Source organism: Streptomyces sp. NPDC016677, from assembly GCF_055562815.1.
The window spans coordinates 113,155-129,944 of record NZ_JBVHEO010000015.1; the positions used below are offsets into that span (position 1 = coordinate 113,155).

The 16,790-nt window shown below is 73.9% G+C and carries 15 protein-coding genes and 1 pseudogene; 7 read left to right on the top strand and 9 right to left on the bottom strand.

What is annotated here, in order from left to right:
* Nucleotides 1-7: 7 nt before the first annotated feature.
* Both ACZ3IG_RS29620 and ACZ3IG_RS29625 read left to right on the top strand, forming a co-directional pair.
* A complete protein-coding gene (locus tag ACZ3IG_RS29620) occupies nucleotides 8-310 on the top strand; it encodes a hypothetical protein (RefSeq protein WP_467435950.1) in 303 nt (100 codons plus the stop codon).
* The gene (locus ACZ3IG_RS29625; RefSeq protein WP_467435951.1) at nucleotides 307-696 is read left to right on the top strand and encodes a hypothetical protein; all 390 of its coding nucleotides are present in this window, start codon (nucleotides 307-309) and stop codon (nucleotides 694-696) included. The genes ACZ3IG_RS29620 and ACZ3IG_RS29625 overlap by 4 nt, the downstream gene beginning before the upstream one ends.
* 18 nt (nucleotides 697-714) lie before the next feature.
* Here the strand turns inward: ACZ3IG_RS29625 and ACZ3IG_RS29630 are convergent, their stop codons facing one another.
* The 4 genes from ACZ3IG_RS29630 to ACZ3IG_RS29645 form a co-directional block, all read right to left on the bottom strand.
* Nucleotides 715-3,759, bottom strand: a complete 3,045-nt coding sequence (locus ACZ3IG_RS29630) for a glycosyl hydrolase (protein WP_467435889.1) — start codon at nucleotides 3,757-3,759, stop codon at nucleotides 715-717.
* A gap of 382 nt (nucleotides 3,760-4,141) precedes the next feature.
* Nucleotides 4,142-5,551 carry a lyase family protein gene (locus ACZ3IG_RS29635; protein ID WP_467435890.1) on the bottom strand — a complete coding sequence of 470 codons (1,410 nt, stop codon included), beginning with the start codon at nucleotides 5,549-5,551 and terminating at the stop codon, nucleotides 4,142-4,144.
* On the bottom strand, nucleotides 5,548-7,053 hold the full coding sequence (locus ACZ3IG_RS29640) for an NAD-dependent succinate-semialdehyde dehydrogenase (protein ID WP_467435891.1): 1,506 nt from the start codon (nucleotides 7,051-7,053) through the stop codon (nucleotides 5,548-5,550). The genes ACZ3IG_RS29635 and ACZ3IG_RS29640 overlap by 4 nt, the downstream gene beginning before the upstream one ends.
* A 98-nt stretch (nucleotides 7,054-7,151) precedes the next feature.
* Complete coding sequence (locus ACZ3IG_RS29645) at nucleotides 7,152-7,850, bottom strand: type 1 glutamine amidotransferase domain-containing protein (protein ID WP_467435892.1); 699 nt, start codon at nucleotides 7,848-7,850, stop codon at nucleotides 7,152-7,154.
* On the opposite strand from ACZ3IG_RS29645, the gene ACZ3IG_RS29650 reads away from it, so the two are divergent.
* Both ACZ3IG_RS29650 and ACZ3IG_RS29655 read left to right on the top strand, forming a co-directional pair.
* Entirely contained in the window at nucleotides 7,849-7,983 is a 135-nt protein-coding gene (locus tag ACZ3IG_RS29650) for a hypothetical protein (RefSeq protein WP_467435893.1), read from the top strand. The genes ACZ3IG_RS29645 and ACZ3IG_RS29650 overlap by 2 nt on opposite strands.
* Nucleotides 7,984-8,064: 81 nt before the next feature.
* Nucleotides 8,065-8,934 (top strand): helix-turn-helix transcriptional regulator, encoded by an 870-nt coding sequence (locus tag ACZ3IG_RS29655; protein WP_467435895.1) that lies wholly within the window; start codon nucleotides 8,065-8,067, stop codon nucleotides 8,932-8,934.
* A 139-nt stretch (nucleotides 8,935-9,073) separates the two neighbouring features.
* Here ACZ3IG_RS29655 and ACZ3IG_RS29660 read toward each other — a convergent pair.
* Nucleotides 9,074-9,611, bottom strand: a pseudogene (locus ACZ3IG_RS29660) (Tn3 family transposase); the annotation flags it as partial.
* 23 nt (nucleotides 9,612-9,634) lie between these two features.
* On the opposite strand from ACZ3IG_RS29660, the gene ACZ3IG_RS29665 reads away from it, so the two are divergent.
* On the top strand, nucleotides 9,635-9,931 hold the full coding sequence (locus ACZ3IG_RS29665) for a hypothetical protein (RefSeq protein ID WP_467435896.1): 297 nt from the start codon (nucleotides 9,635-9,637) through the stop codon (nucleotides 9,929-9,931).
* A gap of 16 nt (nucleotides 9,932-9,947) precedes the next feature.
* Here ACZ3IG_RS29665 and ACZ3IG_RS29670 read toward each other — a convergent pair whose 3' ends face one another.
* On the bottom strand, nucleotides 9,948-11,309 hold the full coding sequence (locus ACZ3IG_RS29670) for an MGH1-like glycoside hydrolase domain-containing protein (protein WP_467435897.1): 1,362 nt from the start codon (nucleotides 11,307-11,309) through the stop codon (nucleotides 9,948-9,950).
* Nucleotides 11,310-11,587: 278 nt separating this feature from the next.
* On the opposite strand from ACZ3IG_RS29670, the gene ACZ3IG_RS29675 reads away from it, so the two are divergent.
* Nucleotides 11,588-12,151 carry a hemerythrin domain-containing protein gene (locus ACZ3IG_RS29675; protein WP_467435898.1) on the top strand — a complete coding sequence of 188 codons (564 nt, stop codon included), beginning with the start codon at nucleotides 11,588-11,590 and terminating at the stop codon, nucleotides 12,149-12,151.
* Nucleotides 12,152-12,212: 61 nt separating this feature from the next.
* Here the strand turns inward: ACZ3IG_RS29675 and ACZ3IG_RS29680 are convergent, their stop codons facing one another.
* Nucleotides 12,213-13,151: a glycosyltransferase family 9 protein gene (locus ACZ3IG_RS29680; protein ID WP_467435899.1), complete on the bottom strand. Its 939-nt coding sequence runs from the start codon at nucleotides 13,149-13,151 to the stop codon at nucleotides 12,213-12,215.
* Entirely contained in the window at nucleotides 13,148-14,149 is a 1,002-nt protein-coding gene (locus tag ACZ3IG_RS29685; protein WP_467435900.1) for an NAD-dependent epimerase/dehydratase family protein, read from the bottom strand. The genes ACZ3IG_RS29680 and ACZ3IG_RS29685 overlap by 4 nt, the downstream gene beginning before the upstream one ends.
* 499 nt (nucleotides 14,150-14,648) lie before the next feature.
* On the opposite strand from ACZ3IG_RS29685, the gene ACZ3IG_RS29690 reads away from it, so the two are divergent.
* Nucleotides 14,649-15,905: an MFS transporter gene (locus ACZ3IG_RS29690; protein WP_467435901.1), complete on the top strand. Its 1,257-nt coding sequence runs from the start codon at nucleotides 14,649-14,651 to the stop codon at nucleotides 15,903-15,905.
* Nucleotides 15,906-15,972: 67 nt separating this feature from the next.
* Here ACZ3IG_RS29690 and ACZ3IG_RS29695 read toward each other — a convergent pair whose 3' ends face one another.
* Nucleotides 15,973-16,650, bottom strand: a complete 678-nt coding sequence (locus ACZ3IG_RS29695) for a hypothetical protein (RefSeq protein WP_467435902.1) — start codon at nucleotides 16,648-16,650, stop codon at nucleotides 15,973-15,975.
* Nucleotides 16,651-16,790: the final 140 nt, after the last annotated feature.

Sequence of the window (16,790 nt, forward strand, 5' to 3'; positions counted from 1 at the left end):
GGTCGAGGTGAGCACCGCGCGCGGCGCCCCGCGCGGCCGGCTGCGGGTGGCGGACATCCGGCCGGGGATGCTGTTCGTCCCCTTCCACTACGGCTACTGGGACACCGCGCGGGGCTCGGGACCGGCGCCGGACGCGCCCGGCCGGGCCGCCGACGGGACCACGGTCACGGACGGGGAGCCGGTCTCCGAACAGCCGCTGTTCAAGACCTCCGCCGCCGCGCTCACGCTGGTCGCCCGGGGCGACGGCACCCCGGCCCCGGCGCCGACGGTGACCGCGTCGGCCCCGGCCCCGCGGGGAGGTACCCGGTGAACGGCATCACCCTGACCGTAGGCGCCCTCCACCACGGCGAGGGACGGCTGGCGCACGACCTGAGGGCCGTGGCCGGCCGGCATCGCGCCGAGCACGAGGTACGGCATGTCGCGCTCGACCTGGCGGCGTGGTCCCGCGCGCACGTACGGCGGCTGACCGCGGCGGGCGCCGCGTACGGTCTCGACCTCGACGGGCCGGTGGAGGGGACGAGAGCGAGGACGACGGGGTCCCTGTACTGGGAGATGCTCGCGCAGGCCGCGCAGGCGTCGAAGGACAGCGGGCTGCTGGCGGTGGGCTCCGGCTGTCATCCGGAGACCCTGCGGCAACTGCGCTGGACCAACACCATGATCAAGACGCTGTCGCCGCAGGTCCTCACCAGTCTCTGACCCCGGGCCCGGCGGCCGTCAGCGCACGGCCTTCTGGACGTACGGCACCAGGCGGACCGGTCCCACCAGGCCGTGGTCCTGGCGGGCAGCGGTGCCGAACACGTCCGGCCGGGCCACCCGGAGGCGGTTGATCAGCGGTGTGGCGACCTCGACCTCGATGACGTTGCGGCCGCGTCGCAGGTATGCCCCGATGTCGACGACGGGGTGGAGGCGGTCCACCGGTGGCGTCCGGGTGCCGTTGACGGTGACGCGGACGGTGTCGCTGACCTGCCCGAGTTCCAGGTGGGCGCCGTGCGAGGCGTCCCAGCCGGCGGGCAGGGTGACCGTGGTGCGGTAGCGGCCGACGCCCGCGGAGTCGGCCAGCTCGGGGATCTGCGACCAGGGCAGCAGCGTGTCGAGTTCCACCGTGCGGCGCACGATGTCGGTGCGGGTCGCGGAGGAGCCGGGAAGCCGGTCCTCCACCTCCAGGCGCCAGGTCCCGGGGGTGAGGGGCTCGGGCACCTCCCGGACCGTCGTGGTGACCGGGCGGCCCCGCGACAGCCGGGTGGTGAAGGTGCCCGCCGTGGTCGTGCGGACGGCCGGCCCCTCGCCGGTGAACAGCGCCTCGTCCGCGTCGGTGGTGAGGACGTGCGGCCGGTTGCCGTGGCGGTCGCCGAACAGGCCGGGCCGGCCCAGGGCGACGATCATCGTCTCGCCTGGCTGGAGCGTGACGCGGACGGTGAACGCGTCGCCGTCCTCGGTGTACTGCGCGAGCCGCACCGCCTCGCCGGTCCACGGGTCGAGCAGGTACGGCACGGCACTCCCGCGCCCGGTGCGGCGCAGGGTCACGTCGTGGTCGACGGCGGCCACCGCCGGCTTGACGGTCTCGGCGTGCTTGCCGTTGACGAGGTAGTAGAAGTCGGCGTCGTCGGTGGCCCGGTGGGCGTTCAGGAGCGTGGAGGAGGTGGCGTACCGGACGTCGGGGGTGACGCCGAGGCCGGCGAGGGCGTCCCCGACGGCCGTTTTGTCGGTGACGAGGGCGACGTGGGAGAGGGCGAGCAGCCGGGCGAGCACCTCGCGCAGCTGCTCCGTCTCGCCGTCCGCCGGGACGCCCGGGGTCAGCGCCTGGCCGAAGGCGCCGAGCAGCACGACCGGGAGTCCCTGCTCGGCGAGGGCGAGCAGCTTGCGGGCGTCGGCGAGGGCGAGGGTGGGGGTGGAGGAGTAGAAGAAGTCGCCCTCGACGAAGAGGGCCTTGTAGGCGGGGCCGTCGGGGGCGAGCCGGCCGCCCTCGACGGTGGCGGCGGGCAGGTCGAGGAGCGGTCCGCTGAGGAACTGGTGGCTCCAGCCGAGCGGGACGCCGGTGGAGGTGAACCAGGAGGCGCCGATGCCGGTGGCGGTGTAGCCGGTCTGCCGGAAGACGGCGACGTCGGCGCGGGCCACGCCGGCCTGGAGGACGCGGTGCACCCGGCCCAGGTAGCCGGCAATGTCGGGCAGGTGGTCCCAGGTGGGCTGGCGCGGGCCCCAGGACTCGCCGTAGCCGGGCGCCCCGCTGTAGGGACTGAAGGCGGCGAAGCCGGGCCAGGCGGTGCCGGGGACGGTGGCGTAGGAGAAGCCGTGGACGACGGTCTGGTTGACGCCGGCCGCGTAGGCGCCGCCCATGGTGCGCAGGAACCGGTCCCACGTGGTGCTGTACGCCGACCCGTTGTAGGCGCCCGCCTCACAGGAGAGGACGGTGTGGCCCGCCATGTCGCGGCCGCCGGCCAGGCAGCGGTGGTCGTCGAGGTTCTTGAAGCCGAGGGACTCGCCCTCGGCGATGTCGAGGATCGTGGCGGTGGCGATGGCGTCGGTCTGCAGGCCGTAGGGCTGGGCGCGCAGTTCCATGTCCAGGGAGTGCGCCCAGTCGCGCAGGGCGGTGACGTGGTGCCGGTTGAACAGGCCGGAGACGGTCTCCCAGAAGTCGTGGCGGATCTGCCGGGTCTCCTGGGCCCCGAAGGCGAACACCTGGTCGCTGTCGTCCAGGACCAGCGCGGGCAGGTACGGCAGCAGGGGGCGGCCGTGGTCCTTCTCGAACGCCTCGGGCAGCTTCGGCGTCCAGACCAGGCCCTCGGTCTCCAGCTCGACGGAGTCCTCGAAGAACGCGCCGCCCGCCGCCTTCAGCAGCTTGCGGATCGACGGGGTCAGCAGGTTCCGTTCCCAGTACGCGGTGACGGCGGCCGTGCCGGCGGGGCTGAAGTGGTCGACGACGTGGGCGGCGGGCGAGGAGTGCGGGCCCGACTCGGGCTGCTGTCCCGAGCCGCGCCGCCAGTAGGAGATCAGCACGTACTCGCCATCGTCGGGCGCCGTCCAGGTCAGCGCGGAGCCGGTGACGGTGGCGGTGAGGTCCTGGACGGAGGCGAGGTCGAGGCCGGTCTCCTTGCGGGTGGAGTTGGCCGTGTTCACCCGGGCGGCCTGGACGGCGAGCAGGGTCTGCTTCGTGACACCGGGGGCCGGTTCGTGCACGGGCGCCGGGACGGGGCCCGTGTAGGTGGTGCCGGCGGGCACCACGGCGCGGCCGTGGGCGAGTTCGTGCACGGCGGCCTCGTCGTCGGGAGTGACGCCGGGGACGGCGGTCGGCCAGCTCGGGCCGAGGGTGAGGTCGACGGTGAGGCCGCGCCGCACGGCCCGGCGCAGGGCCGCCTCGACGCCCTCGCGCCAGGGTCTGCTCCCCCACCCGTGATGGGCGGTGTCCAGGACCGACTTGTCCGTGACACTGTGGTGGACGGCGGCGATCTCGACGCCGCCGAAGCCCGCGTCGGCGATCTGGTCGACCTCCCGGGCGATCTCGTCGGGGTCGACCAGTCCGTCCGGCCACCACCAGCGGAACTTGGGGCGCACCGACCGGGGCGGCTCGGCGAACCAGGCGGCGCCGGGCGCCTGTGCGGCGGACGCGGACGCGGCGTTCGCGGCGAGGCCGTCCGCGGGCCGGGCGGACGCGGCGGGCGCCCCGGCGGTGGCTCCCACGGCCACCGCGACGCCGGTACCGAGGCCGGCGGCGAGGATACGGCGGCGCGGCATAACCGGGCGCGGCGTGTCGTGTTCGTGCATGAGTGCGTCCCTCGACTCAGCGAAAAGGCGAGTGAATCGTTTCAATCGCCTATCAGTGCGGGAACGCTAAGTGGCCCGTGCGGGGCGGGTCAAGATCCGTGCACGGGTTCTTGATCCGGACGCCGTTCTTGGACGTTCTTGTCACCGATCACCATCGGATCCGATGGGATCCGGGCCGCCGCGGACCCACGAAAGCACGCGGGTTCCTTGGACGAGCTGCCGCCCCGTCGTCAATCGTTCGTTCGACGACAGGGCAGCATGGGCCGGCCGACAAGCCAGGTCGGCGCAGGGCCGAGCGCCGCCCGTACCCGCTGCTGAGGACGGAACGCCAGGCCTGTCTGCCTCATGCTGGGAAGGGCCGTGGCACTGCGCGGCGGGACGATCAGTCGGCGGCGAGACGGGCGAGGGGGGTTGGCGGTTCGAGGAGTGATGCGGTTTGGGTGCGCCAGAGGCGGGTGGTGGATTCGACGGTCCGGCGCACCTGTCCGAGGTAGTTCTCCGGCTGGGTGTGAAGGCCGGGCAGGAGTGTGTCGAGGTGGTTTTCGGTCAGGACGTCGCGCAGTGTCTGCGCGAGGTGTGTGCCGGTGGTACGGGTACGGATCGCGGCTTCGTGGACCAGGTCGTGGGCGCGTTCTCGGCCGACGGGTCCGGCCAGCGTGATCATGTGTGATTCCGCCATGACGAGGCCGCCGTCGCTGTCGAGATTGGTGCGCATGCGGCGGGCGTCGACCCGGAGTCCGCGCAGGAGGGCGATTGTTTCTGTGAGGGCCGTTCCGGCGGATACGGCGAGTTCGGGCAGGACACGCCATTCGGTGTGCCATTCGCCGGCGGCGCGCTCATGGCCTGCTTCCTGGGCGCGGAGCAGTGCCGAGGTGAGGGCGCCGGCGGTGCCGCTCAGTCCGATGATGCTTTCAGAGGTGATCGGGTTGACTTTCTGCGGCATGGTCGAGGATGCGCCGCGGTGGTCGCTGTAGGGCTCGAAGACCTCGGCGATCTCGGTCCGGGAGAGGTCGACGATGTTGCGGGCCAGGCGCGCGCATGTAGCGGTGAGCAAGGAGCACAGCCAGCCGAACTCGGCGACTCCGTCGCGGGCCACGTGCCAGGATGTCGCGGTGTCGTGCAGGCCGAGCAGACGGGCCATGCCGCTTCTGATGGCTGCCGCGTGGGGGCCGAATGCGGCCGCGGTGCCGCCGGCTCCGGTCAGGGAGATCATGCCGATGCGCGGTGCGGCCTGGGCCAGGCGCTGCCGGTGGCGGGTGAACTGTGCCAGGAGGGTGGCCAGGGTGGCGCCGAACGTGGTGGGTACGGCCTGTTGGCCGTGGGTGCGGGCCGCCATCACGGTGGAGGCGTGTTCGGTGACGCGGTCTGCGAGGACATCGCCGAGTTCGGCGATCCGGCGTTCGAGAGCGGCCAGGGAGCGGACCATCTGCAGGGCGAGACCGGTGTCCATGATGTCCTGCGTGGTGGCGCCGTAGTGCACCCGGCCGTCGGGTCCCGGCGGGAGCCGGCGGCTGATCTGCCGGACCAGGCCCAAGATGGGGTAGCCGACGGTGCGGGCTGTGCGCCACAGCTCTTCGCGGTCGATGTGGTGCAGCTGTGCCGCGTCGCGGATGGCGGCGGCCTCCGCGTGGGTGAGCACTCCGGCTTCGGCCTGGGCCTGGGCGAGAGCGCGTTCGACTGCGAGCCAGCTGTTGACGGTCGCGTCCTCGCAGAAGAGGGCACACTGTTCGGGGTCCGTCGCGAGTCGGCTGGTCAGGAAGAAGGGGTCCGACAGCGGGACATGGGGGTTCATGACCGGTCCTGGGGAGCGGGGGTGCCGGCGTCGGCGGGAGTGTCGATGGCGATGTACTTCTGCTCCAGGTATTCCTCGATGCCGGAGTTGCCGCCCTCGCGGCCGGCACCTGAATGCTTGATGCCGCCGAAGGGCGCCCCAGGGTCGGAGACGTAGCCGCGGTTGAGGCCGACCATGCCGCTCTCGATCTGTTCGCTCATCCGCAGTGCCCGGCCGAGATCGCGGGTGTAGAGGTAGGCGACCAGGCCGAACTCGGTGGCGTTGGCCAGCGCGAGTGCCTCGTCGTCGCTGGAGAAGGTCCGGATGGCGGCGACGGGGCCGAAGATCTCCTCGCGGCTGATGCGTGCGCCGTCGGGGATGTCGGTGAGCACGGTGGGCGGATAGAAGTAGCCGGGCAGGTCGGGAGTGCTGCCGCCGGTGTGCAGCCGCGCGCCCCCGGCGATGGTCTCCTCCACCAGCTGGGCGACACGGTCCCGCTGGGTGCGGTCGATCAGCGGGCCGAGGTCGGTACCGGGTTCCGTTCCGCTGCCGAGAGTCAGGCCGCGCATCCGGTCCACGAGACGCTCGGTGAATTCCTGCGCGACATCGGCATGAACGAGGAAGCGGTTCGCCGCGACGCACGCTTCGCCGATGTTGCGCAGCTTCGCGGTCATGGCGCCGTCCACCGCCGCTTCCAGATCGGCGTCGGCGCACACGATGAACGGGGCATTGCCGCCCAGCTCCATCGAGGTGCGCAGTACGTTGGCGGATGCCTGGGCCAGCAGCAGCCGGCCGACTGCGGTGGAGCCGGTGAAGGAGACCTTGCGCAGCCGCGGATCCCTCATCAGTGCCTCCGCCACTGCAGCAGCGCCGGTGGTGGGAAGGAGGTTCAGAACGCCGGCGGGCAGGCCGGATTCGGCCAGGACAGTGGCCAGTGCGATGCTGGTGAGCGGGGTCTGCGGGGCGGGCTTGAGGACCATCGTGCAGCCGGCGGCCACGGCGGGGGCAATCTTACGAGCCGGCATCGCCAGCGGCGCGTTCCAGGGCGTGATCAGCAGGCACGGTCCGACGGGCTGGCGCATGACCAGAACCCGTGCCGTCGCGTCCTCGCTGACCTTCCAGGTCCCGTCGACGCGGACGGCTTCTTCGGCGAACCAGCGCAGGTATCCGGCCGCGTAATCGACTTCTGCACGGGCCTCGGCGAGAGACTTGCCCATCTCCAGAGTGATGAGCCCCGCGAAGTCCTCACGGCTCTCCAGCAGCCGGTCGTGGGCGCGGCGCAGAACGCGGCTGCGCTGTCCCGGCGATGTCGCGGCCCACTGCGACTGCGCCCCGGCAGCCGCGCTGAGGGCGTCGAGTGCGTCCGCGGTGCCGGCATCGGCGACCCGGGCTACCGGTTCGCCCGTCGCGGGGTTCTCCACGGGAAACGTGGCGCCGCCGGCTGCGGGCAGCCACCTTCCGCCGATCAGTAGCCCCTGCGGCAGAGCATCAACGCCACAAGGGCGTGGTGTGCGGTCCGTCATGGTGGTTTCTCACCCGTCGTCGAAGGAGGAAAAGCAAGAGGCGCGGCCTGGGCCGCCGCCGCCTGGAGGAGTGTGCGGCGGCGGCCCGGGGCGAGGGTTCAGCCCGCTGCCAGCGCGGTGTTGATCGCGTCGGCCATCGGGGTGCTGGAAGCCGGGTTCTGGCCGGTGAAGAGGTTGGCGTCCCGGATGGTGAACGCCTGGTAGGGGTCACCCTGCTCGTGCCGGGCGCCCATCTCGCGCAGACGGCTCGCCAGCAGCCACGGAGCGTTGTCGGCGGTGCCGAACAGGCGCTCCTCCTCGTCGGTGAACGCGGCCATCCGCCGGCCGGAGAAGATCCACCTGCCCTGCTCGTCGACCGCGGACAGCAACGCGGCCGGACCGTGGCAGACCGCGCCGACGATCTTGCCGGCGCGATCGGCCTCGATCAGCAACCGGCCCAGGTTCGCGTCCTGGAAGAGGTCGACCACAGGGCCGTGCCCGCCCGGCAGCACCACGGCGTCGTAATTGGAGGCCGAGACCTCCTCCAGCTTCAGCAGCGGCCCGAAGTCGCTGAGCGCCTTCTGAGCGTGGGCCACGTGCCGGGCGCAGTCCTCACCGGCGATCGCCGGGTCGGCGCTGTGCTCGTCCAGCGGCTGCAGCACACCCCCGGGAGAGGCGAAGTCGACCGTGTGGCCGGCGCCGACGAATGCCTCGTGCGGCGCAGCGAGCTCCTCCGCCCAGTAGCCGGTGGGGTATTGCGAGCCGTCGGTGCGCTCCCACACGGCGGCTGCGGACATGACGATCAGAATGCGACTCATGACTTTTTTCCTCGGCTTCTCGCTGGCGGCCGGTCACCTGCGGTGCGGGACCGGGCTGCGGGATCGGCTGATCCGGCTGCGCGTCCACTGTCACCCGCCCCGGCCGCCTGAAGGCGGCCATCATCTGCCCTGACCTTCCTGGGTCCGCTCTGCCTAGGACTGACAGTCCCTGTTGAGGCGGCCGTGGCCGCAGCGAATCGACCACACTGGACCCATGGCCACCTCGAACCGCGAACTTGCCGACTTCCTGCGCCGGGCCCGTGCCCAGTGCGACCCAGCGCGCGCAGGACTGCCGCCGGACACCCGCGTGCGCCGCGTACCCGGCCTGCGACGCGAAGAGGTGGCACGACTGGCCGGAGTCTCCGCCGACTACTATGCCCGCCTCGAACAGGGACGCCACATCACGCCCTCACCCGCAGTGGTCGAAGCACTGGCCCAGGCACTGGAACTCGACGCCGCCGGCCGTGCCCACCTCAACGACCTCATCGGCACCACCACCGCGGTTTCCCGACGCCGACGTCCGCCAACCGTCCAACGCTTGCGCTCCGGCCTGCATCAACTACTGGACTCCATGGAGGGCACTCCCGCCCTGGTCCTGGGACGCCGAACGGACGTCCTGGGCATCAACCGGACAGCCAAGGCGCTGTTCACCGACTTCGACGCCTTGCCGCCGGCTCAACGCAACTACACACGGTGGCTCCTCCTCGACCCGGAAGCCCGCGCCCTCTTCGTCGACTGGGACCTCCAAGCCCGCGCAGCCGTGGAGAACCTCCGCCTCGACGTCGGCCGTACCCCCGACGACCAACCCGCTCAGGACCTCGTCACCGAGCTGAAGGAAAACAGCACAGAGTTCAACCGCTGGTGGCAGCAGCACCGCGTCCACCAGCGCACCCACGGATCCAAGCGACTGCTCCACCCGCTCGTCGGTGAAATCACCGTGCAGTACGAAACGTTGGCCCTCCCCGGAGACGCCGAAGCAGCTGTCTTCCTCTACAGCACCGAAGCGGGCTCCCCGTCCCGTCACGCACTCGATCTCCTCACCTCCTGGACGCTCACCCCCACCGTTCCTGGCAGCGGGTCCTGAACTCGGCGAGCCTCGGTCGCCCAGCGTGACGTCACTGACATCTGTACGAGTGCTGTGACCTGCGCTCGGGCGACGGCCGCGAGGCGGCTGGCAAGGCGAGGACCCGCAAGCTCATCACCGCCCTGGCCGGCTGCTCCCAGTCTTGTCCGCCGTCGTCCTCGTCCAGCTCCGGCGCGTCCGGGTGGCGCAGCGGGCGCCGGGTGCCGGGGTGGAGCCGTGAGGCTGTAGCGGCCGAGCACGTTGAGGTTGGCGTGCTTGAGCGGGGAGACGCGGGCGGCATCTTCGTCCAGGGCGTCATACGCGCGCTCCTCGGCGGACAGGGCCCGCAACTTCTCGACTGCGGCCTCGAGACAGCGGGTCGTCCACAGTACGGCGGCGTTCAGCACGAGACCGAGGGCGCCGGGTTGGTCCTCCTGTCCCGTCTTGTACGCCCGCGTGATCTGCCCGCGTTTGCCGTGGCGGATGTCCTTGGTGATCCGCCCGTACTCGGCGAACGCAGTGCCCAGCGGGGTGGGAGGTCCCTCGCGGCCGGACATCCGCAGCAGGTCGTACGCGCGGACCTGCCCGGTGACCAGAGAGCCGACCACCCGGAGCATGTCCGGCCGGTGCGTGATCACCTTGTTCGGATGCACCTTGTTGCCGGCCGGCGGCTCCAACGGCTCGTACCCGCCGGGCTCGGCCGCTGTCCCCGGCTGGCGGCATGGCCCTCGCCGCGGCGCTGGTGCCCATCGCGCTCGCCGGTCATCGCTTCTGGGAGGAGGAGGACCCGTCCGCCCGCGCCCAGCAGCGCGTCCACTCCTTCAAGAACCTGTCGATGCTGGGCGGGCTGCTGATCGCGGCCGGCGACACGGGCGGCGCCCCCTCGCCGCTGTGGCGCGGCCGGCACACCGCGCGGGACCCGCGGCGCGACGCCCGCCTGGTGCACCGCCCGGTCAGGGCGACGGCGGGCCCGGCCGCCGCGGCGGGCGGCGTGCTGGAGAAGCTCGGGCGGCGCTGACGGGAACGGCGGTTTCTCAGCGGCTCCTCGGCTTCAGCAGGTCGAGGGCGAGGGCGGCCGTCCAGGAGAAGTGCCGGGCGCCCCGGGCCTCGCCGGTGACGGGGTCGACGTACTCGGCGAAACCGGACCGGCCGGCCTCGGCGAGGAAGCCCTGCCGCAGGCGTTCGGCGTCCGCGTCCAGGCCGTGGGTGCGCAGGCCCCGGTGGATCAGCCAGGCCGTGTTGAACCAGGCGGGGCCGCGCCAGTAGCGCTGCGGGTCGAACGCCGGGCCGGTGAGGTCGTAGCTGGGGACCAGCCGGGTGCCGGGGGCGGCGAAGCCGGGCCCGGTGAGGGTGCCGCGCAGGGCGTGGACCACGCCGGGCGGCAGGTGCGGGAGCAGGAGCGGGACCAGACCGGTGACCGCGCGTTCCTCGACCAGGTCGTCGGTGCGCAGGTCGCGGACGCGGAAGAGGCCCGCCTCGGCGTCCCAGAGCCGGTCGACCAGGTGCCGGGTGAGGGCGCCGGCCCGGGCGGTGTGCGGGGCGTCGTCGCGGCCGAGGGCGCGGGCGGTGGCGGCGAGGGCGTGCTCACCGACGGCGAGCAGCGCGTTGAAGCAGGGGTCCTCGACGGCGAAGGCGGGCCGGGCGGCGCGGTCGTCGTAGCCGGCCTCCCGGTAGTCGGCCGCGAGGCGGACGTAGCGGCCGTAGTCGAGGTCGGTGGGCCGGTCGCGGGGGTGGCCGTGGTCGAGGTCGGCGCGCCGGAAGGTGTCCGGCGGAGCGGGCTCGACGCGGGCGAGGGCGCGGTCCCAGCAGGGGCTGTTGTCGGTGCCGGGCTCCCAGGGATGGACGACCGCCGCGAGTCCCCCGCCGCCGAGGTCGCGGCGGGTGAGCAGATAGTCGTGCCAGGCGGTGAGCCGTGGATAGGCCCGGTCGAGGAAGCGGTGGCGGCGGGACAGGTCCGGGTCGGCGCGGTGGACCAGCCAGGCGGCCAGGGCGTGCACCGGGGGCTGGACGATGCCCGAGGTCTCCGGGCCCGCGGGGGCGCCCGCCGTCCGGCCGGCGCGGGAGGAGCGCCAGAAGTCCGGGCTGGGGAAGTAGGCGTCCTCGGGCACGGCGGGGTTGAACACGATGTGCGGGATACGGCCGTCCGCCCACTGCGCGGCGAACAGGGACTCCAGTTCGCGCTGGGCGCGGCGGGCCGAGAGGTGGCGCAGCCCGATGGCGACGAAGGCCGAGTCCCAGCTCCACTGGTGCGGATAGAGGGTGCGGGAGGGGACGGTGGAGGCACCGGTCCAGTTGTCGGTGAGGACCCGCGCGGCCCCGCGCCGCAGCGCCGGGGCCGAGAGGCCGGCGCGCGCGGGCAGGCCGGCCCGGTCGGCCCGGTCGAGGAGTGACGTCACGCTCCGGTCCCCTTCGGTTCGACGGCTTCGGGCTGCGGGGAGCAGGTGATGTGAACGACACGTTCCACGGATGACTCCGGAAAGTTACGGTCTGCGGTTGCGTCGACAATATCCCCAACTTATGTCGTGTCAACACGCAAAACCGATGACCTGATGTCTGACGGTTGCGCGTAAGTCCGGCGGGGTGCGCACCGGGCGCGGCGTTACTCAGCCGGGGACGCGGGGACCCGGCGTTCGTGGCGGCCGGGCCCGGCCCCGCGAACCCTGGAGGTGTGGACATGGGACACGGTGGAAACGTCGTCGACGAGCTGACGACCGATCACCGGGAGGTCGAGGAGCTCTTCGGGAAGATCGAGGCACTGCCGCCCGGTCACAAGGACCGCAAGGTGTACGCCGATCAGGTCACCATGGAGCTGGTACGGCACTCGGTGGCCGAGGAGATGTACCTGTACCCGGCCGTCCGGGAACACGTGGCCGGCGGCGCCGCCCTCGCGGACAAGGAACTGGCGGACCACGCCGAGGCCGAGCGGCTCATGAAGGACCTGGAGCACCGGGAGGCGGACGACGCCGAGTTCGACCGGCTGATGGGCATGCTGATGAGTGAGATCCGCGCCCACGTGGCCGACGAGGAGAAGAACCTCTTCCCCCGGCTGCGCGAGGCGTGTCCGCCCCGGGCGCTGGACAAGCTCGGTGACCAGGTGCGCAGGACCAAGAAGACCGCTCCGACGCGCCCCCACCCGGCCGCGCCGGACACTCCGCCGCTGAACAAGCTGATGGACCCGGGCGCCGGGCTGGTCGACCGGATGCGGGACGCGCTGTCGGGACGCGGGAAGTCCGGCTGAGTCCCGGCTGAACAGGCCGGCGGGCCCGTCGCGCGCGTACGCGACGGGCCCGCCGGCCTGTTCAGCCGGTCGCCACCAGCAGTTCCGTGACCGCCCGGACCACGTCCTCCGCGCTTCCCGGGCCCGCCGCCCCCCGCACGACGACCGGCGTCCCGACCGCCGCGGCCAGGTGGGCCGGGCCCGGCGAGGCGGTGACGAGCAGGTCGGCGGAGTTCAGCACGCCCGCGAAGGCCCGCGAGGTGGTGCGTCCGCCGAGGTCGACCGCGATGTCACCGCTGACCGCGCGGGTCAGGGCGGCCTCCTCCGGTCCGCCGGTGACGACGACCCGGTGGCCCGCGTCGCAGAGCCGGGCGACGATCCCGGCGCCGTGCGCGGCGTCCCAGGCCCGGCCCGGATCGCCGGCTCCGGGATGGACGGCCACGTACGGGCCGTTGCCGGTGAGGGACGCGGTGTCGGGGACCGGCCGGACGCGGAGCCGTCCGTCGTCCCCGGCGCGCAGGCCGAAACCCAGGCCGGCCACCGCGTCGAGGGCCGCCTCCGCCCCGGCCCGGGGTGCTGCCCGGTGCTGCCGGGCGCCGGCATCGCGGATGTCGCGCAGGGGGCCGTCGCCGCGGAGGGGGCCGTCGCCGGGGAAGCGGCCGACGTCCCGGCCGCCGGTGGCGACGCGTCGCACCCGCGCCGAGCGCAGCAGCCGCGCGGCCGGCCAGTCACCGCGCGGCTCCGGGCCGAGGACGAGTGCGACGTCGTACGCCTCCTGCCGCAGCCGCCGCAGCAGGCCGCCGGAGCCGTCAGTGCTGTCAGTGCTGTCAGTGCCGTCGTCGGGTGCGGGCGCGTCCCACACCAGTACGTCGTCGACGTGCGGCAGCAGCCGGGCGGCGGACGCCCCGCGGGCCTCGCACAGCAGGGTGACCCTGCCCGCCCGGGTGGCCAGCGCCCGGACGGCCGGGCCGGCCAGCAGGACCTCTCCGAAACCGCCGGGGTGGGCGACGAGCGCCTTCACGCCCACCCCCCGCCGTAGCGCATCACGGCGGCCGGCACCGGTGCGGGCCGTTCGGTGCGGGCGGCGACGGTGCGCGCGAGGCCCTCCTGCCAGGTCACGCCGGGCATCCAGCCGAAGATCTCCCGGGCGAAGCCGGTGACCGGCCGGGGCGGCGGAGGACCGTCCGGCGGCCGGCCGGTGCAGGTCAGCGGCGCGTCGGAGCCGGTCAGCTCGATGACCCGGCGGGCTATCTCCCGTTCCGTCGGCGCCTCGTCGCCGCCGAGGTCCACGGGCCGCACCGAACGGCCGGCCGCGACCAGCAGCACCCCGTCGACCAGGTCGTCGACGTAACACAGGGAGTGCCTGCGGGAGCCGTCCCCGGCGACGGTGACCGGCCGGCCCGCCAGCGCCTGGTCGAGGAAGGCACCTGGCACCCCGCCGTCGTCCGTCCGCATCCCGGGCCCGCAGACGGGGAAGAGCCGCACGATGCCGGCGTTCGAGCCGGGGTCGCCCGCCCGCGCCGCCACCAGCGCCTCGGAGAACCGGACGGCCTCGCCGTACGCCCCGTGCGGGCCGGCCGGGCCGTCGGGGCCGGGGTCCGCCGGCGGCGGCGCGGAGGCGAGCAGGAAGCGGGCGCCGTCCCGGGCGGCGACGGCCAGGGCGGCGCGGGTCCCCGCGCTCGCGGTGTCCAGCAGGTCCAGCGGCCGGTCCGGCCACGCGGCCGGGCGGCCCGGACCGGCCAGGTGCAGCACCAGGCCGTAGGGCCCGGCGAGGGTGTCCGGGAGGCCGGGGTCCGCGACGTCCCGTTGCAGGAAGCGGAAACCGGGGCGGCCGGCCAGGTGGGCCACCTTCTCGGCCCGGCCGGTCGAGAGATCGTCCAGACAGTCGACTTCGACACCCGAATCCAGCAGCCGGGCGCACAGGTGTGAGCCGAGGAACCCCGCGCCCCCGGTGACCAGAGCCCGGTCCCAGGGGGCCCGGGCCCCGGTCCGCATGGCGAACGCCGCCATCGGCATCATGAGGAGACCTTCCCTTCCTCCGCGCAGCGCTGACGACCCCGCCCCGAGTGCCCCGCCGAGTCGCGTTCACGCTCTGACGCCTGCCGTGCCCCGCGGTTCCCGGGCGTCGGGGGCGGCGGTCCGGCCGCTGTGTCCGGGGTCACGGCGCGCGCAAGCGCGCGGACGCCTGTGAGCAACCGCACTCCCCATGCCAAGTGCCGCCCAGGAGCGGCCTGTTGGCGGTGTCCCGCCCGCGCGGCGGACGGGTTCCGTCATCGGCTCGCCGTCCCCCTCTGCCACCATGGTCGGCGCCGTACTCCGGCCTTGTGGAGCGACCGTGCAGCGAAGCCGGCGATCCCGCTCCGGTCCACCTCCCCTCCGGGCTCCTCCCGGCCTTCCCGAGTGACGCAACGTGTCTTCCTCCCCCGTCTCAGCCCCGCAGGCCCCCGTGCCTCCGCCGGCTTCAGCGCCGTCCCCGCCCCCGTCCCGCTCGCCGTGGCGGTCCCTGCGCCACCGCAGCATGCGCTGGTGGTCGGTCGCCAACTTCGTGTCGAACGCCGGTACGTGGATGCAGCTCACGGTGCAGAACCTGCTGGTCCTCCAGATCACCGGGTCCGCCGCCGCGACCGGTCTGTCGATGTCCGTCCAGGCCGCGCCCGCCCTGCTGATCAGCGTCTTCGGCGGTGCCGCCGTCGACCGCTGGCCGCGCCGGCTGACCGCCGCCGTCAGCCAGACCCTGCTCGGCGCCGTCGCCTTCACCACGGCCGTACTGGTGGCCCTCGACCGCCTCGACATGACGTCCCTCATGGTGCTGGCCGCGGTGACCGGTGTCATCGCCACCGTCGACGGTCCGGCCTGCTCCCTGCTGGGCAACGATCTCGTCCCGGCCGAGGACCTGCCCTCCGCGATCGGGGTGGGCGCCCTGGTGCACCAGGCGGGCCGGCTCACCGGCGCCGCGCTGGCCGGAGTCGCCGTCGGTTTCCTGGGCACGGCCGCCGCCTACGCGGCCAACGGGGTGTCGTTCCTGTTCGTGGCCTCCGTCATCCCGTTCCTGCGTCCGGTGCGCGGGGCGGCGGAGCGGGTGGCCGTGGCGAGCGGGAAGCCGTCCCAGCGTCCCGCGGCGGCCGGGACCAGCGTGCGCGAGGGCCTCGCCTTCTTCGCGCGGCGCCCCCGGCTGCTGGCGCTGGCCGGGGTCTACGGGATCAGCGCGGTCTTCGGCCGGAACTACCAGCTCACCCTGGCCGTGCTCGTCACCGGGCCGCTCGCGGGCGGCGCCGGGTCGTTCGGCACGGTCTCCACGGTCCTGGCGGCCGGCGGCATCGTCGGCGCGGTGCTCGGCGCCCGGATGCGGCGGCCCTCGGTGCGTGTGGTGGGCGCGCTGGCGGCGGCCGGCGGGCTGTTCCAGGTCATGGCGGGCGTGTCGCCGTCGATGGCGGTCCTGTTGGTCATGGTCCTGCCGATGGCGGTGGTGGAGTCCGTCTCCGACACGGCCGCCACGGCGGTCCTGCAGACCGACCCGCCCGCCCACATGCGGGGCCGGGTGCTCGGCGTGTGGGGCAGCATCGGCACGGTGTGGAGCCTCGGCGGTCCGCCGGCGCTCGGCCTGCTGATGGAGCTGGCCGGCGCGCGGGGCGCCCTGGTGACCGGCGGTCTCCTCATCGCCGCCGCGATCGGCGCGGGGCACCTGCTGCACCGGCGCCGCGTTCCGGTTCCGGTACCCGTACGGGCCGCGGGCGCCGACGCCCCGGCCCGGCCGGCCCTGGCCCCGGCCGCCTGACGGCACCGGTCGTGCCGCCGGTGCCGTAGGCGGCGCGTCGTCGGGGTGACCCGGCGGACGCCGCCGCTCAGGCGGCCCGTGCCGAGCCCGTTCCCAGGCGAGCCAGGAGCTGGGCGCGGTGCAGGCCGGCGACGGGGGCGAGCAGGTCGGGGTGGCGCAGCAGAGCGGCGGCCCGGCGGTCGGCGGCGTCGGGCGCGAGCAGCCGCCGGTACTCGGCGGGCACAGCCACGGACGGCTCCGCCCCCACAGCACCGTCATCAGCCGGCACAGCCACGGACCGGTCCACCCGCGCCACCCCGTCGTCAGCCCGCCCAGCCACGGACGGCTCCGCCCGCACAGCACCGTCGTCAGCAAACCCGGCCACAGACCGGTCCACCCCCACCACCCCGTCATCGGCGAGCGCTGCCACGGCTCGGTCCGCCAGCTCCGCGTCGCCCAGGAGGCAGGCCGCCCAGCTCGCCACGGCCTCGTCGACCCAGCTGCGCCAGGCGTGCTCGTCCGGCGCACCGGCCGCGGTGTCGTCCGCGCCCGAGATCCGGTCCAGCCGGGCGGAGCCGCCGGGCCCCGCCACACCGACCAGCGCCATGTCCATCGGCGTCGGGTGGCGCAGCCGGGCCGCGACCGTCACGGCCTGACGGGCCTGCGCCTCGCAGAGCGCGGCGGAGAACGCGCCGCCGTACGCCGGGTAGGAGCGCGTCAGCCACTGGGTGGTGGCCGCGATGACCGGGGAGAGTTCTGCGTGCACTGCCGAGCCGTCCGAACGGGTCTTCGATGGGTGGGGCAGCGGCCACCGTAGCCCGCGACGTCCGGCCCGTTCCGTGGTCCGGATCTCTCCGGCGCCGTGGCGTCGGCCACATCCGTGCCCCGACCTCGGGGGACGCGGTG